At 67.4% G+C, this 24,066-nt stretch carries 24 protein-coding genes; 12 read left to right on the top strand and 12 right to left on the bottom strand.

What is annotated here, in order from left to right; translation table 11 throughout:
• Window position 1: 1 nt before the first annotated feature.
• The 4 genes from ACEUEL_RS20420 to ACEUEL_RS20405 form a co-directional block, all read right to left on the bottom strand.
• Window positions 2–2,764, bottom strand: coding sequence for a xanthine dehydrogenase family protein molybdopterin-binding subunit (locus tag ACEUEL_RS20420; protein ID WP_405709467.1), 2,763 nt, complete (start codon window positions 2,762–2,764; stop codon window positions 2–4).
• An 85-nt stretch (window positions 2,765–2,849) separates the two neighbouring features.
• The gene (locus ACEUEL_RS20415) at window positions 2,850–3,734 is read right to left on the bottom strand and encodes a helix-turn-helix transcriptional regulator (RefSeq protein ID WP_405709464.1); all 885 of its coding nucleotides are present in this window, start codon (window positions 3,732–3,734) and stop codon (window positions 2,850–2,852) included.
• 538 nt (window positions 3,735–4,272) lie between these two features.
• Complete coding sequence (locus ACEUEL_RS20410) at window positions 4,273–4,665, bottom strand: hypothetical protein (RefSeq protein ID WP_405709461.1); 393 nt, start codon at window positions 4,663–4,665, stop codon at window positions 4,273–4,275.
• 40 nt (window positions 4,666–4,705) lie between these two features.
• A complete protein-coding gene (locus ACEUEL_RS20405) occupies window positions 4,706–5,209 on the bottom strand; it encodes a DUF3833 family protein (RefSeq protein ID WP_405709458.1) in 504 nt (167 codons plus the stop codon).
• 113 nt (window positions 5,210–5,322) lie between these two features.
• On the opposite strand from ACEUEL_RS20405, the gene ACEUEL_RS20400 reads away from it, so the two are divergent.
• The 10 genes from ACEUEL_RS20400 (at window position 5,323) to ACEUEL_RS20355 (ending at window position 13,130) form a co-directional block, all read left to right on the top strand.
• Complete coding sequence (locus ACEUEL_RS20400) at window positions 5,323–5,646, top strand: DUF6481 family protein (protein ID WP_405709455.1); 324 nt, start codon at window positions 5,323–5,325, stop codon at window positions 5,644–5,646.
• Between the two features lie 14 nt (window positions 5,647–5,660).
• Entirely contained in the window at window positions 5,661–5,903 is a 243-nt protein-coding gene (locus ACEUEL_RS20395) for a BrnA antitoxin family protein (protein ID WP_405709452.1), read from the top strand.
• A 236-nt stretch (window positions 5,904–6,139) separates the two neighbouring features.
• Entirely contained in the window at window positions 6,140–7,996 is a 1,857-nt protein-coding gene (locus ACEUEL_RS20390) for a DEAD/DEAH box helicase (protein ID WP_405709450.1), read from the top strand.
• A 155-nt stretch (window positions 7,997–8,151) separates the two neighbouring features.
• Window positions 8,152–8,577, top strand: a complete 426-nt coding sequence (locus ACEUEL_RS20385) for an organic hydroperoxide resistance protein (RefSeq protein ID WP_405709447.1) — start codon at window positions 8,152–8,154, stop codon at window positions 8,575–8,577.
• 138 nt (window positions 8,578–8,715) lie between these two features.
• On the top strand, window positions 8,716–9,132 hold the full coding sequence (locus ACEUEL_RS20380; protein ID WP_405709445.1) for a VOC family protein: 417 nt from the start codon (window positions 8,716–8,718) through the stop codon (window positions 9,130–9,132).
• A 15-nt stretch (window positions 9,133–9,147) separates the two neighbouring features.
• Complete coding sequence (locus ACEUEL_RS20375; RefSeq protein ID WP_405709442.1) at window positions 9,148–10,233, top strand: WD40/YVTN/BNR-like repeat-containing protein; 1,086 nt, start codon at window positions 9,148–9,150, stop codon at window positions 10,231–10,233.
• A 9-nt stretch (window positions 10,234–10,242) separates the two neighbouring features.
• Entirely contained in the window at window positions 10,243–10,557 is a 315-nt protein-coding gene (locus ACEUEL_RS20370) for a MoaD/ThiS family protein (RefSeq protein ID WP_405709439.1), read from the top strand.
• A gap of 25 nt (window positions 10,558–10,582) precedes the next feature.
• Window positions 10,583–10,954 carry a YciI family protein gene (locus ACEUEL_RS20365; protein WP_405709437.1) on the top strand — a complete coding sequence of 124 codons (372 nt, stop codon included), beginning with the start codon at window positions 10,583–10,585 and terminating at the stop codon, window positions 10,952–10,954.
• Window positions 10,954–12,198 carry an RNA polymerase sigma factor gene (locus ACEUEL_RS20360; RefSeq protein WP_405709568.1) on the top strand — a complete coding sequence of 415 codons (1,245 nt, stop codon included), beginning with the start codon at window positions 10,954–10,956 and terminating at the stop codon, window positions 12,196–12,198. Before ACEUEL_RS20365 ends, ACEUEL_RS20360 begins: the two co-directional genes overlap by 1 nt.
• Before the next feature lie 116 nt (window positions 12,199–12,314).
• The gene (locus tag ACEUEL_RS20355; RefSeq protein WP_405709434.1) at window positions 12,315–13,130 is read left to right on the top strand and encodes a bestrophin-like domain; all 816 of its coding nucleotides are present in this window, start codon (window positions 12,315–12,317) and stop codon (window positions 13,128–13,130) included.
• Between the two features lie 29 nt (window positions 13,131–13,159).
• Here the strand turns inward: ACEUEL_RS20355 and ACEUEL_RS20350 are convergent, their stop codons facing one another.
• Entirely contained in the window at window positions 13,160–14,413 is a 1,254-nt protein-coding gene (locus tag ACEUEL_RS20350; RefSeq protein ID WP_405709432.1) for an OmpP1/FadL family transporter, read from the bottom strand.
• Window positions 14,414–14,534: 121 nt separating this feature from the next.
• Window positions 14,535–15,365: a class I SAM-dependent methyltransferase gene (locus ACEUEL_RS20345; protein WP_405709429.1), complete on the bottom strand. Its 831-nt coding sequence runs from the start codon at window positions 15,363–15,365 to the stop codon at window positions 14,535–14,537.
• A 172-nt stretch (window positions 15,366–15,537) separates the two neighbouring features.
• On the opposite strand from ACEUEL_RS20345, the gene ACEUEL_RS20340 reads away from it, so the two are divergent.
• Window positions 15,538–16,398 carry an alpha/beta fold hydrolase gene (locus ACEUEL_RS20340; protein WP_405709426.1) on the top strand — a complete coding sequence of 287 codons (861 nt, stop codon included), beginning with the start codon at window positions 15,538–15,540 and terminating at the stop codon, window positions 16,396–16,398.
• A gap of 30 nt (window positions 16,399–16,428) precedes the next feature.
• Here ACEUEL_RS20340 and ACEUEL_RS20335 read toward each other — a convergent pair whose 3' ends face one another.
• A complete protein-coding gene (locus tag ACEUEL_RS20335; RefSeq protein ID WP_405709423.1) occupies window positions 16,429–17,199 on the bottom strand; it encodes an N-acyl amino acid synthase FeeM domain-containing protein in 771 nt (256 codons plus the stop codon).
• 257 nt (window positions 17,200–17,456) lie between these two features.
• Here ACEUEL_RS20335 and ACEUEL_RS20330 point away from each other — a divergent pair, with 257 nt between their 5' ends.
• Window positions 17,457–19,796, top strand: coding sequence for a putative bifunctional diguanylate cyclase/phosphodiesterase (locus ACEUEL_RS20330; protein ID WP_454892299.1), 2,340 nt, complete (start codon window positions 17,457–17,459; stop codon window positions 19,794–19,796).
• A gap of 51 nt (window positions 19,797–19,847) precedes the next feature.
• Here the strand turns inward: ACEUEL_RS20330 and ACEUEL_RS20325 are convergent, their stop codons facing one another.
• From ACEUEL_RS20325 to ACEUEL_RS20305, 5 genes are read right to left on the bottom strand one after another with little or no spacing between them, the layout of a single operon-like run.
• Complete coding sequence (locus tag ACEUEL_RS20325) at window positions 19,848–20,549, bottom strand: fumarylacetoacetate hydrolase family protein (protein ID WP_405709418.1); 702 nt, start codon at window positions 20,547–20,549, stop codon at window positions 19,848–19,850.
• The gene (locus ACEUEL_RS20320; RefSeq protein WP_405709415.1) at window positions 20,549–21,301 is read right to left on the bottom strand and encodes an ABC transporter permease; all 753 of its coding nucleotides are present in this window, start codon (window positions 21,299–21,301) and stop codon (window positions 20,549–20,551) included. The genes ACEUEL_RS20325 and ACEUEL_RS20320 overlap by 1 nt, the downstream gene beginning before the upstream one ends.
• 12 nt (window positions 21,302–21,313) lie before the next feature.
• Window positions 21,314–22,120: an ABC transporter ATP-binding protein gene (locus tag ACEUEL_RS20315; protein ID WP_405709412.1), complete on the bottom strand. Its 807-nt coding sequence runs from the start codon at window positions 22,118–22,120 to the stop codon at window positions 21,314–21,316.
• A gap of 3 nt (window positions 22,121–22,123) precedes the next feature.
• The gene (locus ACEUEL_RS20310) at window positions 22,124–22,954 is read right to left on the bottom strand and encodes an ABC transporter permease (protein WP_405709410.1); all 831 of its coding nucleotides are present in this window, start codon (window positions 22,952–22,954) and stop codon (window positions 22,124–22,126) included.
• 9 nt (window positions 22,955–22,963) lie between these two features.
• On the bottom strand, window positions 22,964–23,968 hold the full coding sequence (locus ACEUEL_RS20305; RefSeq protein WP_405709407.1) for an ABC transporter substrate-binding protein: 1,005 nt from the start codon (window positions 23,966–23,968) through the stop codon (window positions 22,964–22,966).
• Between the last annotated feature and the right edge of the window lie 98 nt (window positions 23,969–24,066).

The raw sequence follows: 24,066 nt of genomic DNA, 5'->3' as shown, positions 1-24,066 counted from the left end.
TTCACAGCACGCGACGCACGTCGTCCCCCGTCACCGGCAGGGCCTGGAAACGATGGCCGGTGGCGTCGTGGATGGCGTTGAGGATGGCGGGGGCCACCGGGATCATGACCACCTCGGCCATCCCCTTGGGCGGCTCGTTCGGCGCCACCGGCGGCAGGATATCGACCTCGAGGGCATGGACCGGCAGATCGGAGGCTCGCGCGACGAGATAGTCGCCGAGATTCCAGCGGCCGTTGCCGGGCCCGTCCTCGAAGGGGGGGAGATTTTCCAGCAGCGTGTAGCCGACACCCATGGCGAAGCCGCCCTGTGCCTGGCCGCGCACCACCTCGGGGGCGAGCGCCTCGCCGCATTCCAGCACGCTGTAAGCGCTCGCGACCCGGACCGTGCCGTCGGCCCTGTCGATCTCGACCCGAACCAGCGTGCCGCAGCTCGAGGTGAATGACGTGCCGATGCGGTTGTAGGTCGCCGGCGGGAAGGCGATGAAGCTGCGGTCCAGCACCTTGAAATCCCCGCCCCCGCGCCGCACGGCGAGGGCGTCGATGTCGGCGGCCCAGTCGAGGCCGTCGAGCGGGAAGGCCGCCTGCGCCCAGGCCCAGCGCGAGAAGGCATGCGCCATGGCGCCGGTGAGCGCGCCCATGGCATGAGCCTGCGCCGCCACCCGCTCCTGCGGCAGCGGCGGCAGGCCGGAGAGGATCAGCATCCCATCCTGCCAGAACGCCTCGTCCCAGAGAAAGCGGCGCGGATCGTTCTGGGGAATGCCCCACAAGGCGAGTGCTGCGGGCCACAATCCGAATCGCAACACGATGCGCGCGGCCTCGCCCGCCGCCTGCGTGCCCACATGCGCGCCGATCGAGGCGCTGGTGGCGGAACTAATGCCCGGTACCCAGCGCGGATTTCGGGCGGCAGCGTCCTGCTCGTCCTGGGTGATGACATAGGGGTCGCCGGAGGTCACCAGCCCCAGCGGCGTGAAGGCGTCGATGCGGGCCACCGACACCTCGTCCGCCCGGCGGCCGAGATAGCGGGCGACGCGGTTCGCCACGGCGGTCCCGATGCCGTTGCCCATCTCCACCGCGTCGCAGGCGATGCGGATGCGGCCGGTCGGGTCGATCTCGACCCGGCCGAGCGAACAGTCGGCGCCGGTGCCGTAGTCCTTGGAGCAGATGGCAATGCCGGTACCCACCAGCTTGCCTACTGGCGCCCCGGTACGGGCCGCGGCGCGATCGCGCCAGAGCGGGTGGCGCTCCATCCGGTCGAGGATTTCCGGCGTCCGGACCGAAACGGTCCAGGGGTTGCCGGTCATGCTGAGACCTCCCGCCTTGAGCAGGTTGCGCCGGCGGAAGGTGACAGGGTCGAGGCCGAGCATCCCGGCCGCCTCGTCGACCAGGGTCTCCAGCGCCGCATGGGTCTGCAGCACGCCGTAGCCGCGCATCGATCCGGCCGTTACCCCGCGCGTATGCTCGGCCACGGTGGTGACGTCGACCTTCGGAACGTCATACGCGCCGATGGCCGAAGTCGCGGAAACGGTCGCGACGCTGGCGGAATAGTTGGCGAGCCCGCCCCCGTCGAGCACGTGATCGGCGGCGAAGGCGCGGATCACGCCGCTGGCGCGGTCGATCCCGATTTGCGAGCGCATCTCGAAGGCGTGGCGCTTGATGCCGCCCTGGAACTGCTGGAAACGGTCCTGGGCGAGGCGGATCGGGCGGCCCGGCAGGAACATGGCGGCGAGCGCGACATAAAGCGGGAACGGCGTATGGTCGCGGCCGCCGAAGCCACCGCCGAGATAGGCGAAGTTGTTTTCGATGCGCTCCGGCCGCAGGTCGGATGCGGCCTGCCCGAGCAGATGGTCGAGCGCCTCGCTCGCCTCGAAGGGCGACTGCACCCCGAGCACCAGCCGCAGCGCTTTAGCGCTGGTATCGAACCAGCCGAGGCCGCATTCCGGCTCCAGGAACATGGGGTCCACGGACTGCGTGCGGAAGCTGCGGCCGAGCACCAGCGTGGCGGCATCCGGCGCGGCGAGGCCTGCGCGAATCTCCTCGCCATAGGCGGCGCCCTTCCTGTAGGCACCACCTTCCGCGGTCGGCAGCGGCTTCCAGATGGGGCGCCCGCCGGCCTCGAAGAAGCCGGGACTGATCCAGCCCTCCAGCAGCGGCGAATAGATGTCGGGGGCGCCCGGTGTCGCGCCGGCGACGCGGGTGAAGCGTAGAGCGGCATAGTTGGGCTGCGAGACCGGCCCGGTGTCGGCGCCGAAGCGCAGCGGGCTTGTCTCACGCAACGCGACGCGCGCCCGATCATACGCGTCGAATGTTTCGAACAGCAGCAGCGCGACCGGCTGGCCAAGATAGAGCGGCGTCGTGCCGGCGGGGCAGAGCAGGTCGCCCGCATAGAAGGGGGGCACGCGGATCCCGCCCGAGGCGAGGTCCTGCGCCGTCACCACCCGGCTCGGCCGCGCCGCGGCTTCGAGGAACGAGAGGTCGATGCCGGTGAAGACGTGCCGTGCCTCTGGCGTGCGCAGCAGCAGCGCGTGGGCGGTTCCGGCGGGCCAGCCCTCCATGTCCGAAGCGCGAAAGTCCGATGCGTAGAGCTTGGCGCCGGTGATCTTGGCGACCGCGTCGATCCGCCCTTTCGCGGCATCCGCCGCTGCGGCGCCCGGAAGCGTCAGGCCCGCATCAAACGGCGCGGCCGCGAGCGGGGAGAGACGGGCCATGGCGAGCGTGATGCCGCTGCCGGCGACCCAGGACACGAATTCTCGCCGCGACGGCTGCATGCGGCCTCATCTTCGGGTGAATTGCTGAGCCAGAGTGGCAGAATAGTAGGTGAATAACCGTATAACAGCCGCGCCGGAGTCGCTCCTATTCCCACAAATGAGGGATAGAACCCGGCCGGGTCTCCGCCGCGGTTGCCGGCACGTGGGCGTCTTCGGAATGGCGGTCACCGCCATCACCCATCCGGAAACGCTTCAGCAGCGTGGCGTGGGAGTGGACGCCGAAATGCTGGTAAACGGCCTGCTGATACTGCGCGATGGTGTATTCGGAGAGCGACAGGCTGCTTGCCATCTCCTTGCGGGAGCGGCCGTCGAGCAGCAGGTTGAGCACGAGACGCAGCCGCGGCGACAGGCGTGGCACGCTGGCGCCGCGGTCCAGGGGCCATCCCGCCTCGTGCAGCCAGGGCAGTTCGCTGAGCAGGACATGGGCGATGCGCGCCTCCCGTTCCGTGAAGGGCGCACTGTCCTTGCGGCGAAACACGCTGATGGTGCTGACCGCGCGCTCGTCGATCGGGCGTAGCGAGAAGACGAAGGGGCCGACATCGGCCTCACGCAGGTGCCTGTCGACGCCGGACGCGACGAAAGTGGCCTCGTCGACAATGTGCTGGCGCAGCCGAGTGACGTGGGCATTTCGCCGCCGCATCTCCGTCAGCAGCTTTTCCGAGGTCCAGGCCATGTCGGGATGTGATGCCGCGAGCAGCAGCCGGGCGTAACGCGCCTCGTCGAAGCCACCATAGGCGATGCCGAGATAGACCGGCTGCTGGCCGGGCTCGGCCCGGCAGCCGAGGCTCCACGTCCAGGCATCGGCGTTGATGAGGGCGCAGATGCCGGTCATCAACTGCCGCTTCACGCCGGCGAGGTCCTGCCGCGAAACGATGACGTCGCCGAGCAGCCGGACCACGGCCCGCACATCAGCTTCGTCGAGGACAAGGTCGTCGTCCGAGGGTGCAGACGTGACGCCGGCGCTGGTCATGCCACCCTCATGCGGATCAAGGGGCCGATGATCCGACCCCCGCCGGCTGCGCCATGTCCTCAGGCGCTCGCACGCCGGTCAGAATCGGGCGCACGCCGGCACTGTGACGCTTCGGCAGCACGCCGGCAAGCGGTGCCCGGGACCGGGCGTCCCCGTCGCGAACACCCGCGCGGCACGGGGGTGGGAGATCCCGGCATCGAGGGGTCGGCCGGCATTGGCGGAAGGGCGGGTGCCGCCGCCCCCGCGCCACCCTGTGAACCCTTGTGTTTGTGGCGTTCGGGCGGCCCTGGCGATGTGTCAGGATGGCTCCATCAACGTCCCGGGCCGTTCAGCCACGCGCCATCAACGGGGCCGACGGCGGCACCCTGCGCGTGTTGAAGGGGTGGTAAATGCGCCCCTCATATCCGTGGACCAGTTTTAGCCAACTGCATCCTGCGCCGAACTCAAACGATGGGCGTTCGCGCCATCGAATGGTGGCTGTGTCGCGCGGGGCACGGCAAGGGGACTGAGAATCGGTGCCGCTTCGTGATCCTGTTTGCTACCGACCCATCACGGCGGTGCCCGAAAGACCGTCGTCGCGGGTCCAGGCGATCTTCCGCGGGCCAAGCGAGGTGATCGAGAAGCAGTGGGTGCGCCCTTCGTACCAGCTGGGCCATCGCTGGCAGAGCTTGTCGCCCGAGACCCACCAGCGGCCCTGCTCGCGCGGCGCCAGCATGCTGCCGATCGAGAAGCCCGAAATGTCGCCGACGACCACCCCGTCATCGCGATAGTGCAGCGGCAGGGACAGGCCGTAGGGTGTACTCAGATTGACCCGCTCGCCGCCGATACGTTCCTTGATCCGCTCACCGGTCAGGGGCTCGGCGGCGGCGGAGCCGGCGAGGACAACAAGGCTCGCAACAGCCGTCAGAAACGTCGTTCCGTGGGAAGGCATGAACATCTCCTCCTGTGGGAAGCATCCATCCGTCAAAGCATCAGCGGCGGTGAAATTCGACACGGGTCGTGGCGACCGGGAAGCCGAACTTTGTTACTCGCGCGACGTTGAGCACCGTGCCGTCGGTGCGGTGGGTCATGGTGTCGTGGAAGCGCACCAGATTCTCGCGCGCCCCCGGGTCGAGATCGACGACATAGCTGAACGTCGCCGTGTCCCCCTTGACCGAGACGATCGTGTCACCGCGCACATCCTCGCGCGTTCCCCGGTAGCGGCCCGGCGCAAGTTTCTCGAAGCGCCAGATCTTGCGGTCTTTCTCGCCGTCGGCGAAGCGGAAATCCTCGACCAGGGTCAGGGTGCGGCCATTCCACCGCCCGGACAGATCGACTGTGAACGCGCGGTTCACGCCGTTAATGGCGGAGAACGTGCCTTGGGCGACCGTCCGTCCGGCGAAGAATCGCTCAAGGACGAAGTCGCCGGCCGCTGCCGGATAACTCGCGAACGTGACGACTGCGACGAGGCCGGCCTTGAACAGACTCCGCTTCATCGGTTCCTCCGCTGTTTGCGGGAGGGATACGGCGCGGGAGACGTCGCGGATCAGGCTCCAGACGATGCGCGGGCCCGATTGCGCGCGGGCGCGTCATCCGTTAAATCGCGGGCATGAAGAACATCGACACGTTCAAGGACCGCCAGAAAGCGGCAGCTGACGCCCGTGCGCGCTTGGTCGCCAAGCTGGCGACGCGCCCGGCCGCCGACGACCCCGCCGTCCTCGCCCGCGCCGCCGAGCGCAAGGCCATCGAAGAGGCGCGCGCCGCGCGCCAGATCGCCCGCAAGGAAGCCGAGGCCGCGGAGGCAATAGCCCGCGCCGAGGCCGAGGCCCGTCAGTTGGCCGATCGGCAGGAAGCCGAACGCGCGAGCCAGGAAGCAGCCAAGGCGAAGCGGGATGCGCGCTATGCGGCGCGCAAGGCCCGTACCGGCCGGTAGCGCAGGTCACCGCCATGAGCCGGCCGCCCACGCGACGTTTCACAGGATCGGCTCGGGACGCCGCGGAGGCGGCCTTCAAGAGCGCGACTACGAAACCGCGCGAGGAGATCGTGCCGGTCAAACCGCCATCGCTGCCGAATGCGAAGGAAACGGTTTCGCTGCGCCTCGACCGCGACGTGCTTGACCATTTTCAGCAGGACGGCCCCGGCTGGCAGGATCGTATCAACGCGGCACTGCGGAAGGCGGCGGGGCTCTGACGCCGGCTGTATGACGCAGCGGCGCCGCCGGCACGAACCGCAGCGATCCTCGTGCAGGTGGTGGTCGGTTTGATGAGCGTCGGTGCCGTCGAGCCCGCGGCATGGATGCCGTATGATCAGCCCACAACGAAGTGCCTCGCACCGGTCCGCCGGCGCGATCGCGTGCAGTGCATGAATCGAGCCCGGCGGCCGGCTGACCCATGAGGCCTGACGCCAAGACATAGGCGGAACCAGCCGTGCCCTTCCTCACCACCAATCCGGCGCTCGCGCGCGCCCTCGCGCAACGCGACTACACCACTCCGACGCCGGTGCAACTCGCCGTTCTGGCGCCGGAGGCGGCGGGACGCGACCTGCTCGTTTCCGCGCAGACCGGGTCGGGCAAGACGGTCGCCTACGGCCTCGCCATGGCCGAGACGCTGCTCGGCACCGACGAGCGGCTCGGGCCCGCCGGGACGCCGCTGGGCCTTGTCGTGGCCCCGACGCGCGAACTGGCGCTTCAGGTCCAGCGGGAATTCGTGTGGCTGTACGAAGCGACGGGCGCGCGCATCGTTTCCTGCGTCGGTGGCATGGACCCGCGCCAGGAGCAGCGCCTGCTCGCCAATGGCGCGCACATCGTCGTCGGTACGCCGGGACGCCTGCGCGATCATCTCGAGCGTGGCCGGCTCGACATTTCCGCGCTGCGGGTCGCCGTGCTGGACGAAGCGGACGAGATGCTCGATCTCGGTTTCCGCGAGGATCTCGAGTTCATCCTCGACGCCACGCCGCCGCAGCGGCGCAGCCTGCTCTTCTCGGCCACGCTGCCGCGGGGCATCAGCGCGCTGGCGCGGCGCTACCAGAACGACGCGCTGCGCATCGACGTCGCCAGCGGCGAGGGCGGTCATGCCGACATCGAGTATCGCGCCATCCGCATCGCCCCGACCGAGGCCGAGCACGTCGTCGTCAATCTGCTGCGCTTCTACGATGCGCCGAGCGCTATCGTCTTCTGCAACACCCGCGAGGCCGTACGTCACATGCACGTGACGCTGCAGGAGCGCCAGTTCGCGGCCGTCGCCCTCTCCGGCGAGCTCAGCCAGAACGAACGCAATATCGCGCTTCAGGCGCTGCGCGACGGGCGCGCGCGGGTCTGCGTCGCGACCGATGTCGCCGCCCGCGGGATCGACCTGCCGAGCCTCGGCCTCGTCATTCATGCCGAACTGCCGAACGATGCCGAAAGCCTCCAGCACCGCAGCGGCCGTACCGGCCGCGCCGGCCGCAAGGGCACCAGCGTTCTGCTCGTGCCGCCCTTCCGCCGCCGCCGGGCGCAGGACCTTCTTGCTGGTCTCGGCGTCAGCGCGGAATGGTCGGGCCCGCCGACGGCGGAGGAAATCCGCAAGCTCGACCACGAGCGAATGTTGGTCGATCCGCTGCTGACCGAGCCGCCGGGCGAGGACGATCTGGCGGCCGCGGGTGCGCTGCTCGCCGCGCATTCGCCGGAACATCTCGCCGCGGCGCTGGCACGCCTGTATCGCGCCGCGCTTCCGGCTCCCGAAGAGGTGCAGGATCCCGGCGAGCCGCGCGGCCCGCGCGAGCGGAGCGACCGCACCGCGTTCAACGCGGGCGGAACCGGCGGCGACAGCGCCTGGTTCCGGCTCGGCATCGGCCGACGCCAGAACGCCGATCCACGCTGGCTGCTGCCCCTCATCTGCCGCCGCGGGAACGTGACTCGCCGGGATATCGGCGCCATCCGGATCTTCGACGAGGAGACCACCTTCGAGGTGAGCGCAGCGGCGGCCGACCGTTTCCGCAAGGCGCTGCGCAAGGGTGGTGGCTCGGATGTGGAGATCGAGCCGATGGCGGGCGCCAGGCCAGCCGAGTCGTTCAGTGGTGCGGGCAGGGGCGGGCCATCTCGCGCCGGGAAGCCTCAGGGTCGGTCCGCTGGCGGCGAACCCTCTCCGGGCCGTTCCTCTGCCGATCGCCCGCCCTACGCCAAGGCGCGGAAGGGTGAGGGAGAACAGCCCGCGCGTGCCCGGAAGGACTTCCAGGGCAAGCGTGATGGCGCCGGCCCGCCGCCCGGCGGCCCGCGCGGGAAGAAGCCACGGCGCGATCGCGACTGATCGGGCCGGCTCGGGCGGCGGCCTCTTCCGCAGGTGCGCTCGGCCGGAAGATGAGTCAGACTGCGCCGGGAATGCTGGGCGCGGATGTCGGGACGCCGTCGCCTGCGGGCGTTCGGCCGGCTTTCCGGCGCTGGCGCTCATCCGGGGAGGCGAGCATGGCGATACTCTATTCCACAAGGGTCACCGCCACCGGCGGGCGCAAGGGTACGATCCGCAGCGAGGACGGTGTCCTCGACCTCAAGCTCGCCATCCCCAGGGAACTGGGCGGTATGGGCGGAGCGACCAATCCCGAACAGCTTTTCGCCGGCGGTTATGGGGCCTGCTTCGAGAATGCGCTGTTGCGCGTGGCGCGCCAGTCCGGCCATCGCTTTGCCGATGGCGATGTCACCGTGGTGGCCGATATCGGCCTCAGCCGCAACGAGGCCGCCGCCTTCGTGCTGCACGCGGCGCTGGCAATCACCATCGCCGGTATCGATCAGGCGCGTGCCGAGGAACTCGTGCGCGGGGCCGACGCCATCTGTCCCTATTCGAACGCCATTCGGGGGAATGTGGACGTGGTGAAGACCGTCACGGTGCGCTGAACTGCGTGTGATGCTCACCCGGCGTGGAAAAATCTGGCGAGGGTGTCGGGACAGCGCCGCCCCGTTCGTCCTTCGGCCAGCGCGCCGGCTTGTCGTGTAGCCGCGCGGGCAGAGGAACGCCGCCAGGGGAGCGAGACCATGCATGTGCAGGCCTATCTGATGCTCAACGGTCGGACGGAGGAGGCGCTGGCCTTCTACGCCCGTGCGATCGGTGCTGAAATCACCGCGCTGATGCGGTTTCGCGAGGCGCCCGAACCGCCGCCGCCCGGCATGGTCCCCGACAATTGGGGCGACAAGGTCATGCATTCGAGCTTCCGGGTCGGCGAGACCGAACTGATGGCGACCGACGGTTGCCAGTCCGACGGCAGCGCCTTCAGCGGTGTGTCCCTGGCGCTTTCCGTCGGCTCGGCCGCCGAGGCCGAAACGAAGTTCGCCGCGCTGGCGGAGGGCGGGCAGGTCACCATGCCGCTCGGCCCGACCTTCTTCGCGACCGCCTTCGGCACGCTGACCGATCGGTTCGGCGTGCCGTGGATGATCGTGGCGCCAACCCTGTGAGGCGAGGAGCGGCCCATGACACGCCAGGTCTTCATCTTGGTCGGTACCCGCAAGGGCGCCTTCATTCTTGCGGGGGATGCCGCGCGGCAGTCGTTTGAGCTGCGCGGCCCGTTCTGCGAGACATGGCCGACCAACCACGTTGTCGCCGATCCCGCGACCGGCACCATCTATGCCGGCGGCGGCAACGAATGGTTCGGCCCGGCGGTCTGGAAAACGACCGATTTCGGCCGGAGCTGGACTCACTCGAGCCATGGCCTCGCTTACGAGGCCGGCAATGAGCCGGTGAAGGCGGTGTGGAGCCTGGCGATGGGCGCCGACGGGGTGCTCTATGCCGGCGTCGAGCCGGCCGGGCTGTTCCGCAGCACGGACGGTGGAGAAAGCTGGAGCCATGTCGAGGGGTTGCAGCGGCACCCCAGCCGGGCGGAATGGAATCCCGGCGGCGCGGGCCTGATCCTTCATTCGCTGGTGCCTGACAGCGCCGATCCGTCCCGCATCTGGGTGGGGATTTCGGCAGCAGGCGTGTTCGCCACCGAGGATGGCGGCGCCACCTGGGAAGCCCGCAACCGCGGCACTCGGGCCGACTTCCTGCCCGAGGGCGAGAACTACCCCGAGTTCGGCCAATGCGTGCACTGCCTGGTGATGGCGCCGGGTCGGGGCGGGCGCCTTTACCAGCAGAATCACTGCGGCATGTACCGGACCGACGATGGCGGACGGCACTGGGAGAGCATCGAGGCGGGCCTTCCCTCGTCCTTCGGCTTCCCGGCCGCGGCGCACCCGCGCGATCCGGACACGCTGTTCCTTATCCCGCTCAATGGCGACATCAAGGGGCGCTTCATGCCCGATGGCCGCACCGCGGTCTGGCGCACCCGCGACGGCGGGCGGAGCTGGCAGGACAAGCGGGAGGGCCTGCCGCAGCAGGGCGCCTATTTCAACGTGCTCCGGCAGGCGATGGCGACTGACCGGCTGGAGCCGGCGGGCGTCTATTTCGGCACCAACGCCGGCGCGCTCTATGGCAGCATCAACGAGGGCGAGACGTGGGATTGCCTTGCGCCTCATCTGCCGACCATCACCTCGGTCGAGACGCTGGTGATCGAGAGATAGGCGAGGGTCATGGACGGCTCGGAGGCGCAATCCCGCAATGTCCGGGCGGCAGCGCATTCGCGGGTGCGGGTGCGGCTGCCGGCCCATCTCGTCACGCTGTTTCCGGGCGCTGAAAGGCTGGTGCCGGTGACGGCGACGACGGTGTCCGAGATGGTCGAGGCGCTCGATCGTCTTTGGCCGGGCATGGGAGCGCGCATCTGCGACGAGACGCCGGCGATCCGGCGGCACATCAACGTCTTCGTCGAGGGCCGGCGCGCCCGCCTGTCGACGCCGCTCCCGCCGGGCGCCGACGTCTTCGTCATCACCGCCATCAGCGGCGGATGAGTGTTCAATCACCGGGAAGGTCCGCATGTTCTATGCGCTGCTCTGCTACCATCAGGAAGACATCGTCTGCGCCTGGACCCGGGAGGAGGACGAGGCGGTGATGCGCAAGCTCGCCGTGGTGCAGGAGAAGCTGGTGAAGGCCGGCAAGCTCGGCCCGGTGGCGCGGCTGCTGCCGACCACTGCGGCGACGACGCTGCGCAAGGATCAGGACCCGCCGCTGGTGCTCGACGGCCCCTTCGCCGAGACCAAGGAGCAACTGCTCGGTTTCTACCTCCTCGACTGCGCCGATCTTGAGGAGGCGCTCGGCATCGCCCGCGAACTCGGGCAGGCCAATCCGGGTGGTTCCTACGAGATCCGCCCGGTCGGCCTGTTACACGATGGCGGCGCGCGGCCGTGATGGAGGGGGCGGACTGGATCGGCACGAGCCTCGCCGCCGCCCGCCCGCAGGCGCTGGCCGCGCTGCTGCGTTATTTCCGCGATCTTGATCTGGCCGAGGAGGCCTTTCAGGAAGCCTGCCTGCGTGCGCTGCGGACCTGGCCACAGAACGGTCCGCCACGCGATCCGGCCGCGTGGCTCGTCTTCGTCGGCCGCAATGTCGCGCTCGACGCGGTTCGCCGCCGCGCGAAGCAGACCGAACTGCCGCCCGAAGACGTGCTGTCCGACACCGACGACGCCGAAGCCGCGCTGGCCGAGCGCATGGATGGCGCGCATTACCGCGACGACGTGCTGCGGCTGATGTTCATCTGCTGCCATCCCGATCTGCCGGGCACCCAGCAGATCGCATTGGCCCTGCGCATCGTCTCGGGACTCTCGGTGAAGCGCATCGCGCGCGCCTTTCTCGTCGGCGAGGCGGCGATGGAGCAGCGCATCACCCGGGCGAAGGCGCGGATCGCCCGGGCGGGCGTGCCTTTCGAGGCGCCCGGCCCGGTGGAGCGGGCGGAGCGGCTCGGCGCCGTCGCGGCCATGATCTATCTCGTCTTTAATGAAGGTTATTCGGCCGCCGGCGACACCACCGTCGAGCGTGCCCCGCTCTGCGAGGAGGCGATCCGCCTCGTCCGCCTGCTGCTGCGCCTGTTTCCCACCGAGCCCGAGATCATGGGCCTTGCCGCCCTGATGCTGCTGCAGCACGCCCGTGCCGGGGCCCGTTTCGACGCCGACGGCGCGGTGGTCTTGCTCGACAGGCAGGATCGGCGCTTGTGGAATGGACCGATGATCGCCGAGGGGCTCGCTCTGCTCGACAAGGCGATGCGCCATCGCCGTCCGGGGCCCTATCAAGTGCAGGCAGCCATTGCCGGCCTTCACGCGCGCGCCTCCACCCCCGAGGCGACCGACTGGGCGCAGATCGACCTGCTCTACGGCACGCTGGAGATCATGCAGCCTTCCCCGGTGGTGACCTTGAACCGGGCGGTCGCGGTGATGAAGCTGCACGGGCCGGAGGCGGCGCTTGCCATGATCGATCCGCTCGGCGAGCGGTTGGCGGGCTATTTCCACTATCACGGTCTGCGTGGTGCCCTACTGATGCAGCTTGGCCGCCCGCGGGAGGCGCGGGAAGGTTTCATGGCCGCGATCGGCCTCGCCAACACGCCAGCCGAGGCCGCGCATATCCGTGCCCATCTCGACAGCCTCGACATGCCCGGCTGACGGACGATCGGGTTTCTCCCGACGCCGTGGGCCGGTCGCCGGGTTATTCTGGGCTGGGGTGCGCACTGCCTGGCTGACGGGTGAGCGCGACGGCCGCGAGGGATGGATGACGTGTCATGACTGCGGCTCTCATCAGCATCGCCGAGTACAGCGTCGTTCTCTTCACCGGTGTGTTCTTCGTCGCGCAGTTTGCCTGTTACGAGGCGGGCTTCCGCTTGGCCGCTCGTCGGCGGGGACATCCGGCGGCCCAGCCGGAGGCCGTCGGCGTGGTGGTGGGCGGGATGCTCGGGCTGCTCGCCTTCGTGCTGGCGCTGACCCTTTCCTTCGCCAATGCGCGTTTCAGCGAACGCCAGGCCGGCAGCCTCGCCGAGGCCAACGCCATCGGAACCGCCTGGCTGCGGGCGAAGGCGATCGGCGATCCGAGAGGTGAGGCGATCGCCGGGCTGCTGGAGCAGTATATTGCGGTGCGGGCGGATTTCGTCGAGGCGGGGCGGGACGACGCGGTCATCAACCGGTTGAACCAGACGACGGGCGCGCTCCAATCGCAGATGTGGGGGCATTTGGCGGGGATCGTACGCGAGCGCCCCGATCCGGTTGTCGCGGAGCTGATGAGTGCGCTCAACGCGACCTTCGACGCCAGCACCTCCGAGCGCTTCGCGTTCCAGCTGCGCCTGCCGACGCAGATGTTCTGGCTTCTGGTCGGCATGACGCTGCTCAGCATGGCGTGCCTCGGCTACCAGTTCGGCCTGAGGGGGCGACCGATGCGCCTGCTGGTCGCGCTGCTGACCTTCATGTGGGCGGCGGTGATCGTGAACATTCTCGATCTCGCTTCAGCCCGCCTCGGACAGTTCCGTACCGGGACGGCCGCCTATGAGTGGACACGGCAGGGGTTCCGCGGTGGCGTCGTCATCCCGCCATTGCCGAGCCCTTGACGGCTGGGGCTGCCGTCGTCCGGCTGCGCTCAGGGCTGCCCGAGCTTCATCCGGAGGCCGACCGACAGGATGCTGACATCGAGATCCGACGTCGCCTGGAACGGCACGCCAACATAGCGCGGATCATCCGGCCCGATGTCGATCAGCCCGCTGCCGAGCCCCATCGTGTAGAGATAGGCGCCGTCGAGCGTGATGCGGTCGTTGTATTTGTAGGAGAAGCCGGCGGAGAACATCACCTGGTTGGTCTCCGGCAGGCGGGTGTCGCGATTGGCGGAGGTAAGCGGCGCCACCTCGTAGCCGAGGCCCGCCCGCAGCGTCAGCGCGTCGCTGTAATCATATTCCGCACCCACCGAATACAGCCAGCCGTCGCGGTAGCCGAGCTGCAGCGCGGTCAGCGGCACGTCGCCCGACCCGGTGACGGGAAGCGTTTGCAGCCGGCTCCAGTGATCCCACTCCACCGTGCCGTTGAGGCGAAGGTCGTCGGTGATCACCTGTCGCACGCCGAAGCTGAGCACGTCGGGCGTGTCGAGGTCGGTCTGGGCGAACATGTTGGTGCCGTCGACCACGAGCGAGCCGTCGAGCCCATGGCCGATGGACGAGCGGTAGCCGAGCCCGAAAGTGGTGCCCTGCCACGGGTTGATCTGGACGCCTGCCGTGAAGCCGACGCCGAAATCGTCGGCCTTCAGCATCGCACCCGGTGCACCCGGGACGATATCGATGGCCTGGGTCAGCCGGGCCTTGAAATACTCGAACTGGATGCCGGCCCCGACCGTGATCATGTCGTTGATCTTGTAGGAGGCCATCGGAGTCGCGCTGAGCGAGAAGATCTCGGAGTTGCGTGAATAGACCTGCCCGGCCCAGTTGCCTGGTGCCTTGGTGGAGAGCCCGAACGCGCCGTTGACCGACAGGCCGATCGTCATGCGATCATTGATGGGATAGGCGACATAGCTCGCCGGGACGACCGCCCATTCACCGACATCGATCGAGGCGGTCGACGTGCCGCCATAGGCGTCCTGCACCGCATTGGTGAAGGCGCTCGGGTAGATGTCGAAGGAGGGGAAAATCCCCGTCGCCACGCTCTCCGCCTGGAAATCCCGTACCGTGCCGAGCACGGCTGGGTTCCAGAAGCTGTAGGAGAGTACGTCGCCCGCGGCGACGCCGGCGATCGCCATGCCGAAACCGGCGGCGCTCTGGTCGCGGATGAGAAACGCCCCGGCATGGGCCGTCGAACCCAGGCTCGCCGCGAGCAGCAGCCCCGCGGTCGGCCGAACGAGCGTCAACATGCGCATGATCACCAAAGCCCCCGAATCGCCCCTGTGCGAGTCTAGGGCCGATTCGGGAGGACGTCGCTTCCCGCAATGCGTCGATCAGATGGCGAGGCGCGAGTTTTCGATGGAGTGATTCTTACGCAACGACAGTCCCGGTTGCAGCCCATGCCCCGACCAGCCGGGGGTAGAAGATGCAGTGCTCATGGGCGCCGGCTTCCGCCACCAGCCGGTCATAAAGCGTGTCGATCCCGATTTCCTCGGCGGTGGCAACGCCGAGCCGGGTGATGAAAGGTAGCAAGCTGCGGATCGATTCGGTGACGAATTCGAAGCCGGCCAGTTCGTGGCCGCTGGCCACGCGGGTTAACGCGACGAGATCGGGCGACAGCCCCGCCGCCCTGTAGGATGCGAAGAGCTGCGAGCCCATGTCGGCCTGCCGTCCGGCGCGGCGGTACAGCTCGATGATATGGCCGATCTGCGTGGCCAGAAGCGGCAGGGGCGGAATGGCGGCGGCCGTGCTCATGTCCATCTCGATGAACGCGATGCGGGCTCCCGCGCGCGCTTCCTGCGCCAGCCGAACCAGAACGGCGGCAGGATCGGCCATGTGCAGCAGGATGAAGCGTCCGATGACGGCATCAAATCCATCAATGCCGTCAAAGGCTTCGAGCGGTGTTTCGCGGAACTGGGCCTGCCGGCGGCCGCTGGCCCTCATACGCGCCTCCGCCACCCCGAGCGCCTCACGCGAGATATCGATGCCGACCACCTCGCCGTCATGCCCGACGATGTCCGCGGCGATGGCGGTGACGTCGCCCACTCCGCAGCCCACGTCGAGCACCCGCATGCCCGGTCGGAGGCCGGCCCGCAGGAGGATGTCCCGTGTCATCTCCGCAAAGAAAGCGGCCTGCCGTTCGAGCCGGGCGAGTTCGCGGTCGGAGTGGCCCAGAACATAAGAGGGTTCATCGCTGCTCATCCGCTTGCCTGCCCCGTTCACCCGTTACTGAATCTGCGCCCCATGGCGAGTCGCGACCGCAACAACATTCCCCAGTTGGTTCGAATATTGAAGCATTTTCGATTATTCAAGTGATAAAGGCCACGTAAACCTTTTTCAGGCGATAAGGGGCTCTGGTAACACAGCGGCCGCCATGAAACCGTCGCCTGTCATCGTGCGAACGCCTCATGCCGATATTGCCCTTCGGGACAGCGGCGGCGTCGGCATGCCGGTCCTGCTTCTGCATGGCAATTCCAGCTGCAAAGACGTGTTTCGTCATCAGATGGAAGGCGCGCTCGCACGCCGTTACCGCATGATCGCGATGGATCTGGCGGGCCACGGCGAATCGGGTGACGCATCGGATGTCCGCGCCTATACGATTCCAGGCCACGCCGAGACAGCTTTGTACCTGCTCGACCTGCTGGGCATACCGGATGCGGCCGTCCTGGGGTGGTCGCTGGGGGGGCATATCGGCATCGAGATGCTGGCGCGACGACCGAGCCTCAGAGGGTTGATGATCATCGGCGCGCCACCTTACGCGCACGGCTTCCTTGGCATGGCGCGCGCGTTCCACGTCAATCTCAATCTGCTGCTGATGACGCGAGCGCGCCTTAGCGAGCGTGAGGCGCGTCGACTCACGCGGGCCACGCTGGGTACCGCCTACGATCCGGCCTTCGTGGACGCCGTGCTGCGGACGGATGTTCGTGCGCGACCCGAACTCTATCGCGGCATGATGAAGGCGGAAGGTGCCGATCAGAAGCGGACGATCGAGAGCGCCGATGTGCCGGTTGCGGTAGTCAACGGCGCCGGCGAGCCCTTTGCGCGTCTCGATTATCTCGCCGACCTCGCCTATGGCGATCTGTGGGACGGGCGGTGCCACGTGATCGAGGGGGCGGGGCACGCCCCCTTCCTGGAGCGGCCCGATCTGTTCGATCCGATTCTGGATCGGTTCCTGTCGGACCTCGCGACCCGCCGGGCAGCCCGGCAGGGCAGAATGATGTTCCGGACAGCCTGAGCGGCTCGGCTGCATCCCGTCGGCGCCGTCTCAGCTCTGCCCCGCTGTCTCGAAAATCTCGGGCTGAGGCACCAGCGGCACGCTCGGCACCAGCGGCACCGAAGGCATCCCCTTGAACAGCGCTTCCAGTTCGGGGCCTGTGGCGCGCAGGAAGGGGTGGCGCTCCATCAGGCTCTCGCGCACGCTCGGGTAATGAATGCCCATCAGGCTGAGCGGCTTGGTCAGGCTGGGGTATTCACGGGGCTCGCAGAGCAGCCGCAAGCCGAACAGCCGCTTGTAGAAGGCCTGATGCTCGGCGCGCGGCGTGGCGAGGCCGAAATCGGCGTGGAAATACTCGGTCGCCAGGAAGCCAAGCCGGACGGTGGCATATGGCAGTTCCGAATGCCGGCGGGCCCAGGTCTGGTCGGCGACGAAGCGACTGGGATCCACCATCGAGCGCCCCGCCGCGATTTCCGGACCCAGAACATCCGAGAAAGCCATCATGCACGGCGCATCCGGATACGCCCGCGAGGCGACATGGACACGGATCGAACTAGCCAGTTCGCCCTCGATATAGAGGCCGAAGATGCGCGCGTTCGGCATGTCGTCGAAGCGATCGGTAAACCGCCGGGAGAAGCTGATCGGGATCGCGCCTTCGCGCACATAGGCATCGTAGCGCAGCCGGAAAACGGCCTCGCGATCCTCGCCCTCACCGATCGGCCGATACTCAATGACGTCAAGAAAGTCCACCAAACGCTCGGAAAAACTGCGGCCAACAAGCGCCGTCGACGCCATAAACCCCTCCTCGCGCGCGAAATTCACGCAATGTAAGGGGTTAAGTTAACTATTTGTTAACCAAATTGAAACGGGAAAATCGCTAAAATTTTAGCCGGTCTGTCGAAAATGCATGGCTTGACGAGGCGGTGTGCCGGTCGGTCGCCTCAACCCGCGCGAGAGAAAAGGATCGAGAAAACGCAAGGGTTTGAGCGGGCGATCGCTCAAACCCGCCGGTCCCCGTGAAAGGATCGTAAAGGGTTTCGGCCTATCCTCGCCGGCGGTGGAGAGGTGCCGCGCCCATTATGCGTCTTCATTTGCCGAGACCGTCGCACGAGAAGCTGCCGCTGGACATCTATGTCTCGACGGTCGAGGCGCTGTATTCGGACGCCCGCTCGCTCTATGCCGGTTCGATCAGCGCCTCGGTGGCAGCGCTCGTCACCTGGTGGAAGACCGGCGAGACGAGCCTGCTCTGGTGCGGCGTGCTGCTCGCCCTGATCGGTCTCGCCCGCGGTCGCGACATGCGTGGCTTCGCGCAGCAGCCGGCGAAGCCGGGCACCTACGAGGAGGCCCGTCGCTGGGAAGTCCGCTACACCATCGCCTCAGCCGCCTATGTGGCGGTGCTCGGCATCTGGTGCTTCCTGACCTTCGTGCGGACCGCCGACGCGATCGCGCATCTGCTCAGCTTCTCCGTCGTCCTGGCCTATATGGTGGGTACGACCGGGCGGAATTTCTCGAGCGACCAGATCGTCGTCACCCAGACCATCTGCGCCGCCGTGCCGATGATCTCGGCGCTACTGCTGCAGTACAATGGGTACTATGCCTTCCTCGCGGCGCTGCTGGTGCCCTTCTTCCTCTCCATCCGCACGATTTCCGCGCGCCTGCGCGGGGTGCTGATGAATGCTGTCGTCGCCTCGCACGATATCAAGCTGCTCGCGGTCCAGTTCGACACGGCTCTCAACAACATGCCGCACGGCCTGTGCATGTTCGACGAGCGGCAGAAATTCGTTGTCGCCAATTCGCGGTTCGACGAACTGCTCGGCCTGCCGCAGGGGGAGGAGCGCCGCGGCATGCCGGCTCACGAACTCATGTTGGAGTGCCTGCGGTCGGGGCGGATGTCGCCGCCCGCCGTCGGCCGCTTCGCGCCGAACTTCCTCGCAGCGCTGGCGGCTCCCCGCCACGATCCGATCCCGCTCGATCGGGCCGATGGCCGGATGCTGGAGGTGGCGTTCCAGCCCATGGAGACCGGCGGCTGCGTCGTGCTGATCGAGGACATCACCGAGCGCCGCACCGCCGAGGCGAAGATCGAGCATCTCGCCCGCTATGATGCGCTGACCGGCCTGCCGAACCGCACCTCGTTCACGGAACACTTCGAAGCCGCGCTTGCCAACATAAAGCCCGGCGCGGCCCGGGCGATCCTCTTCATCGATCTCGACGATTTCAAGCAGGTCAACGACACGCTGGGCCACTCCTTCGGCGATGCTCTCTTGTGCGAGGTGGCCGAGCGCCTGCGCAATTCAGTGCGGGACATGGATCTCGTGGCTCGCTTCGGCGGCGACGAATTCGTCGTGCTGCAGACGTTGCGGCGCGGCAAGGAAACCAAGGACGCGGCTGCATTGGCGGGGCGGATCATCGAGACCCTCAGCCGCATCTACGACATCGAGGGTCACCAGATCGTGGTCGGGGCCAGCGTCGGCATCTCGCTGGCGCCGCAGGACGGCTACAACGTCGACCACCTGCTGAAGAATGCCGACATGGCGCTCTACCGTGCGAAGGCCGACGGGCGCGGCGTCTGGCGGTTCTTCGAGCGCGACATGGACGTGAAGGCGCAGGCCCGCCGCACGCTCGAACTGGACATTCGCGACGCTGTGGCACGCGAGGAGTTCGAACTGCATTACCAGCCGTTGATCAACCTGCGCACGGGCCGCACCACGACGTGCGAGGCGTTGTTGCGCTGGCCTCATCCCACCCGCGGCATGGTCTCCCCCGGGGAATTCATCCCGGTGGCGGAGGAAATGGGTCTCATCGTCGATATCGGCGCCTGGGTTGTGCGCGAGGCCTGCCGCGAATGCGCCAGATGGCCGAGCGACGTCAGCGTCGCCGTGAACCTGTCGCCGCTGCAATTCCGCCGGGCGAATGTCGAGGCTATGGTCCGCGATGCGCTCACCGCCTCCGGCCTTCCCCCGCATCGGCTGGAGATCGAGATCACCGAAACGGTGCTGCTGCAGGACACGGCCGCGACGCGGCGCACGCTGCGGCGGCTGCGCAATCTCGGGGTGCGGATCGCGCTCGACGATTTCGGCACGGGCTATTCGAGCCTGAGCTACCTCCAGGCGTTCCCGTTGAACAAGGTGAAGATCGACCGCTCGTTCCTGCTCGGCGTCGAGGCGGACCGGCGCGCCATGAAGCTGCTGCGCGGCGTCGCCCGGCTATCGGTCGAACTCGGCATGTCGGTGGTAGTCGAAGGTGTGGAAACCCAGGAGCAACTCGCCTTCCTGGTGAGCGAGAAGAGCGTTTCCGAGGTGCAGGGCTTTTTGTTCAGCCCCGCCATCCGCAGCGCGGATATTCGCAAGCGCCTCGTCGGCGAGAGCGAGGGGACGCTCAGCGTTCCCCATGCTGCGATCCTCAAGGCGAACGCAGCGTAAGGCAGCAACCCGCAGGCGCGGCCTCGGCCGCACCTGCGAAGAGCATGTTCGTCAGATCACCTTGACGGTCAGCGTGCCGACACCGTCGACGCCGCCTTCCATCACATCGCCGCGGACAATCGCGCCGACGCCCGCTGGCGTACCGGACATGATGATGTCGCCCGCCTTGAGTTCGAAAAGGCCGGAGAGGTAGGAGATCATCTCCGGCACCTTCCAGATCATCTGGTTGAGGTCGCCGACCTGGCGCCGGGTGCCGTTGACGTCGAGCCACACCTTGCCGTCGGCAGGGTGGCCGATCTTGGCGGCCGGAACCAAGGCCGCACAGGGCGCCGACGCCTCGAACGCCTTGCCGACTTCCCAGGGACGCCCGAGCTTCTTCGCCTCGCCCTGCAGGTCGCGGCGGGTCATGTCGAGCCCGACGCCGTAGCCCCACACATGCTCGAGCGCGCTCTCGACCGGGATATTGATACCCCCCTTGCCGATGGCGACCAGCATTTCGAGTTCGAAATGCACATCCTTCGACTTGTCGGGATAGGGGAAGGTGCCGTTGGTGATGACGTTGTCGGGGTTCTTCTGGAAGAAGAAGGGCGGCTCCTTGTCCGGGTCGTGGCCCATCTCGATCGCGTGTTCGGCATAGTTCCGGCCGACACAATAGATTCGATGGATCGGGAACAGCTTGTCCGAACCCTCGATGGGCAGGGTCGGAATTCCGGGCGGCGAGATCACATAGGCGGTATCGATCGGGGCGTTCATCAGCGGACTCCAGCGTAATAATCGACGCGTTTCTCGAGGGATTCGATGATCGCCGAGAGCAGCATCGCCGCGGCGAACAGGATGATGGTGAGGGCCCAGAAATTCTCCATGTCGAAATTGCGCGAGTAGAGCTCGAACAATTCGCCATAGCCGAGAATGGCGACCAGCAACTGCCCGATCACCACGCCCTTGACGCCGCGGATCACGCCGAGGCGGATGCCGGCGAGAATTTCGGGCAGGGCGGCGAGCAGGATGATTCGCGTGTACAGCGCGAAGGTCGAGGCGCCGTAGCTCCGTCCCATCTCGACCAGCGAGGCCGGCACGCCCTGGATGCCGGCGCGGGTGTCCAGCACGATGATCCACACCGCGAACAGGAACACGGTGACCACGACCGTGGTCTCGCCCATGCCGAACAGGATCATCAGCACCGGCACCAGCGCCGAAAGCGGTGCCGATACGAAGATGTTGACCCAGATGCCCAACAGGTTGTCGGCGGTCTGCGAGCGGCCCATCAGCACGCCGACCGCAACACCGGCGACGATGGCGAAGGCCATGCCGATAGCGAAGCTGCTGAGCGTCGTCAGCGCCGCCGCCTGCCAGGTGCCGGTCTGCACCAGCGCCACCGCGGCGACCAGGACGCTGGAAAGCGGAGGAATGAGGAAGATGGCGCCAGAGCGCCCCACGATCTCCCACAGGAGGCACCACACGATGAGCGAGGCCATCATCGGGATGCGGCGACCGAACAGCGTCATCGGCGCAGCCCCTCAATCCACATAGCGCTTCAGGCCCTGCCAGATCTCCTCGACCGTGTCGAGATAGGACTGGTCACGGCGGATGGCATCCGGGGAGGCCGAGCGGTCGATCTCCGGCTCTATGATCTGCGCGATCCGGCCCGGACGGCGGGAAAGGATCACGATGCGATCGGACACGTAGACCGCTTCCTCGATCGAGTGGGTAACGAAGATGAAGGTCTTGCGCTCCAGCTCGACAAGACGCAGCAGGTCTTCCTGGAACTTGCGGCGGTTCTGCTCGTCCACCGCCGAGAACGGCTCGTCGAGCAGCAGCACGTCGGCATTGACGGCGAAGGCACGGGCGAGGCCGACGCGCTGGCGCATGCCGCCTGAGAGCTCGTGCGGGTACTTGTTCTCGAAGCCCGCCAGGCCCACCTCGTTGATGTATTTCGCGGCGATGGCCTGGCGCTCGTCCTTGCCCATGCCCTTCAGTTCAAGGCCGAAGGCGACGTTGCGCATGACCGTGGCCCACGGCATCAGCGCGAAGTCCTGGAATACGAAGGCGCGCTCCGGCCCGGGGCCGGTGACGGCCCGGCCGTTCACCCGCACCTCGCCCGCCGTCGCCGGGATCAGGCCGGCGATGATCTTGAGCAGCGTGGTCTTGCCGCAGCCGGACGGGCCGAGCAGCGTGGTCAGCTTGCCGCGCGGGAAATCGAGATCGATCGAGCGCAGCGCCTCGATCTCCGTATACATTTTGGTGATGCCGCGGACCTCGACGGCGACGTCGGTGCCGGCCGGCTCGGCGGCGGCCGCGGTGGCTTCGGCCGTGATGTTGCGCATGGCTCAGTTCCTACGCTTCTCGGGCCGCAGCACGCGAAGCTCGAAGGCTTCCAGCGCCGCCAGCGTCAGCGTCGATACGAGGATGATGGAGACGACGGCGGCGTACATTTCGGGATAGTCCGCCACCGACCGGTGATAGGTGATGAGATCCCCGATGCCGGTCGGGGTGATCAGCAGTTCGGCGAGGATCACGCCGATGAAGCCGGCGGCCAGCCCGAGGCGCAGGCCGGCAAAGATGACCGGCGAGGCATCCGGGATGATGATCTTGGTGATCTGCTGCCAGCGTGTGCCCTGGAAGGAATGGCACATGGCGACGAGCGATGGATTGGCATTGCGCACGGCCTTGTAGCCGTTCAGCGCGATCACCGGCAGCGCGAGCATGATCACGGCGAGCGTCTTCGCCAGCAGGCCGATGCCGTACACGAAGGTAATGAGCGGGATCAGCGCCGCCATGGGCGCCGCCTGCAGCACGATGAACACCGGCGCGGCCAGCCATTCGGTGAAGCGCGACAGCCCCATCACGATGCCGACCCCGACGCCGACGAGCGCCGAGATGGCGATGCCGATCACCAGAGGCTGCAGCGTCTCGGCATAGGCGGCGAGGAAGGCGCCGTTGAACAGCATCGTCAGGAAGGCGCGCGCCGTCTCGAGGAAGGTCGGGAAGGCGAAGCTGATCGGCACCCGACCGGCGATCTCCCAGACGAGGAAGAACAGGCCGATCGAGGCGGTCCGCCAGAGCGCCATCCGGTGTTCGCCGATCCACCGCCGCAACGAGGAGGTCTCGGCGTCACGAACGGCTCGCGCGGAGCCGTTCGCCTGTGCGGGAAGAGACATGCCCCGGCCTCAGTTCGTGCCGACCTTGCCGAGCGCGCGGTTGAGCGGCTCGAGTGACCAGAACTCGTCGATCTTGAGGCTCCCCGCGTCGCCGGTGAGCTGGCCCGACAGCGTGTAGAAGGCGAAATCGTCCTTGGCTGCCGCCTCGCCGCCGCCATTGAGCGGGAACGCCTTGCCTTCCGCCAGTTCGGTGAAATAGGGCACGATGTCCTTGGCCTGGTCGGCCGGCAGGTCGGGCAGGAGCTTGTACTTGGCCCGCCACTCCGCGACGATCGCCGGGTTCTTGGTGACCTCGCGCCACGTGGTCAGAACCGACTCGACGATGATGTCGACGTCCTTCTGGTTCTTGTCGAGGAAGTCCTGGCGGGCGAACAGCGCCTCGTCGGTGGCGTTCACCCCATCCATCGGCAGCACGATGAACTTGCCGGGCGCCTTGTCCTCGAGCAGGCGGCGGCCGGCGGCGTCGACGATGCTGGCCTTGACGTTGCCCTGGATCAGCGCGCCGGCGCGCACTTCGGAGCCGGGGATGTAGCTGAGCTTGGAGAACTTGATGCCCTGCTTGTCTTCCATCAGGCGCATGATGGCCTCGGTGCCGGAGCCGCGCGAATGCACCGCGACCTCCTGGCCGTTGAGGTCCTTCCAGGTCTTGTAGAATTCAGCGTTCACCACCGGGTAGAAGCGCAGTGTCGAGAGCTGCAGGAAGATCCGGACCGGCACCTTGGCCTTCTGGATCAGCGCATAGGGGCCGCCGACACCGATGTCGGCCTGGCCGCTCACCACCGCCTGCGCCGCGATGTCCTCGGACTTGAGGTAGGTCATCTCGATCTCGACGCCCCGCTGCTTGGCGAGCTCGAAGGCGGCGAGGAGATGGAGATTTTCCACGCTGGCGATGTCGCCATAGGCCACGCGGACCTTGGCTTCGGCCGCGGGGGTCGCGAGGAGGACGGCGCCCAGACCAATAGCGGCCGCGGCAGCCGCCGAGCCGCGCCCCTTCCATGTCAGATGCTTGAGCAATTTCAACTCCCTTGATTGCCGGGTGGCTTGATCCACCTCTGACCATTGCCATTTTGTGGCAAACCAATTCGTATTTGGTTTATATTGGCCCTCCCGCT

The sequence above is a fragment of the Ancylobacter terrae genome (assembly GCF_045108345.1).
In the GTDB taxonomy this organism is placed as follows: Bacteria; Pseudomonadota; Alphaproteobacteria; order Rhizobiales; family Xanthobacteraceae; genus Ancylobacter.
Note: the sequence above shows the minus strand (reverse complement) of the source record. Positions and strands in the feature narration are given on the sequence as shown.

Bases quoted from the DNA above. Each gene is read 5' to 3' on its own strand.
- ACEUEL_RS20420 (WP_405709467.1), bottom strand. From the start codon at position 2,764: ATGCAGCCGTCGCGGCGAGAATTCGTGTCCTGGGTCGCCGGCAGCGGC.
- ACEUEL_RS20415 (WP_405709464.1), bottom strand. From the start codon at position 3,734: ATGACCAGCGCCGGCGTCACGTCTGCACCCTCGGACGACGACCTTGTC.
- ACEUEL_RS20410 (WP_405709461.1), bottom strand. From the start codon at position 4,665: ATGCCTTCCCACGGAACGACGTTTCTGACGGCTGTTGCGAGCCTTGTT.
- ACEUEL_RS20405 (WP_405709458.1), bottom strand. From the start codon at position 5,209: ATGAAGCGGAGTCTGTTCAAGGCCGGCCTCGTCGCAGTCGTCACGTTC.
- ACEUEL_RS20400 (WP_405709455.1), top strand. From the start codon at position 5,323: ATGAAGAACATCGACACGTTCAAGGACCGCCAGAAAGCGGCAGCTGAC.
- ACEUEL_RS20395 (WP_405709452.1), top strand. From the start codon at position 5,661: ATGAGCCGGCCGCCCACGCGACGTTTCACAGGATCGGCTCGGGACGCC.
- ACEUEL_RS20385 (WP_405709447.1), top strand. From the start codon at position 8,152: ATGGCGATACTCTATTCCACAAGGGTCACCGCCACCGGCGGGCGCAAG.
- ACEUEL_RS20380 (WP_405709445.1), top strand. From the start codon at position 8,716: ATGCATGTGCAGGCCTATCTGATGCTCAACGGTCGGACGGAGGAGGCG.
- ACEUEL_RS20375 (WP_405709442.1), top strand. From the start codon at position 9,148: ATGACACGCCAGGTCTTCATCTTGGTCGGTACCCGCAAGGGCGCCTTC.
- ACEUEL_RS20370 (WP_405709439.1), top strand. From the start codon at position 10,243: ATGGACGGCTCGGAGGCGCAATCCCGCAATGTCCGGGCGGCAGCGCAT.
- ACEUEL_RS20365 (WP_405709437.1), top strand. From the start codon at position 10,583: ATGTTCTATGCGCTGCTCTGCTACCATCAGGAAGACATCGTCTGCGCC.
- ACEUEL_RS20360 (WP_405709568.1), top strand. From the start codon at position 10,954: ATGGAGGGGGCGGACTGGATCGGCACGAGCCTCGCCGCCGCCCGCCCG.
- ACEUEL_RS20355 (WP_405709434.1), top strand. From the start codon at position 12,315: ATGACTGCGGCTCTCATCAGCATCGCCGAGTACAGCGTCGTTCTCTTC.
- ACEUEL_RS20350 (WP_405709432.1), bottom strand. From the start codon at position 14,413: ATGTTGACGCTCGTTCGGCCGACCGCGGGGCTGCTGCTCGCGGCGAGC.
- ACEUEL_RS20345 (WP_405709429.1), bottom strand. From the start codon at position 15,365: ATGAGCAGCGATGAACCCTCTTATGTTCTGGGCCACTCCGACCGCGAA.
- ACEUEL_RS20340 (WP_405709426.1), top strand. From the start codon at position 15,538: ATGAAACCGTCGCCTGTCATCGTGCGAACGCCTCATGCCGATATTGCC.
- ACEUEL_RS20330 (WP_454892299.1), top strand. From the start codon at position 17,457: ATGCGTCTTCATTTGCCGAGACCGTCGCACGAGAAGCTGCCGCTGGAC.
- ACEUEL_RS20325 (WP_405709418.1), bottom strand. From the start codon at position 20,549: ATGAACGCCCCGATCGATACCGCCTATGTGATCTCGCCGCCCGGAATT.
- ACEUEL_RS20320 (WP_405709415.1), bottom strand. From the start codon at position 21,301: ATGACGCTGTTCGGTCGCCGCATCCCGATGATGGCCTCGCTCATCGTG.
- ACEUEL_RS20315 (WP_405709412.1), bottom strand. From the start codon at position 22,120: ATGCGCAACATCACGGCCGAAGCCACCGCGGCCGCCGCCGAGCCGGCC.
- ACEUEL_RS20310 (WP_405709410.1), bottom strand. From the start codon at position 22,954: ATGTCTCTTCCCGCACAGGCGAACGGCTCCGCGCGAGCCGTTCGTGAC.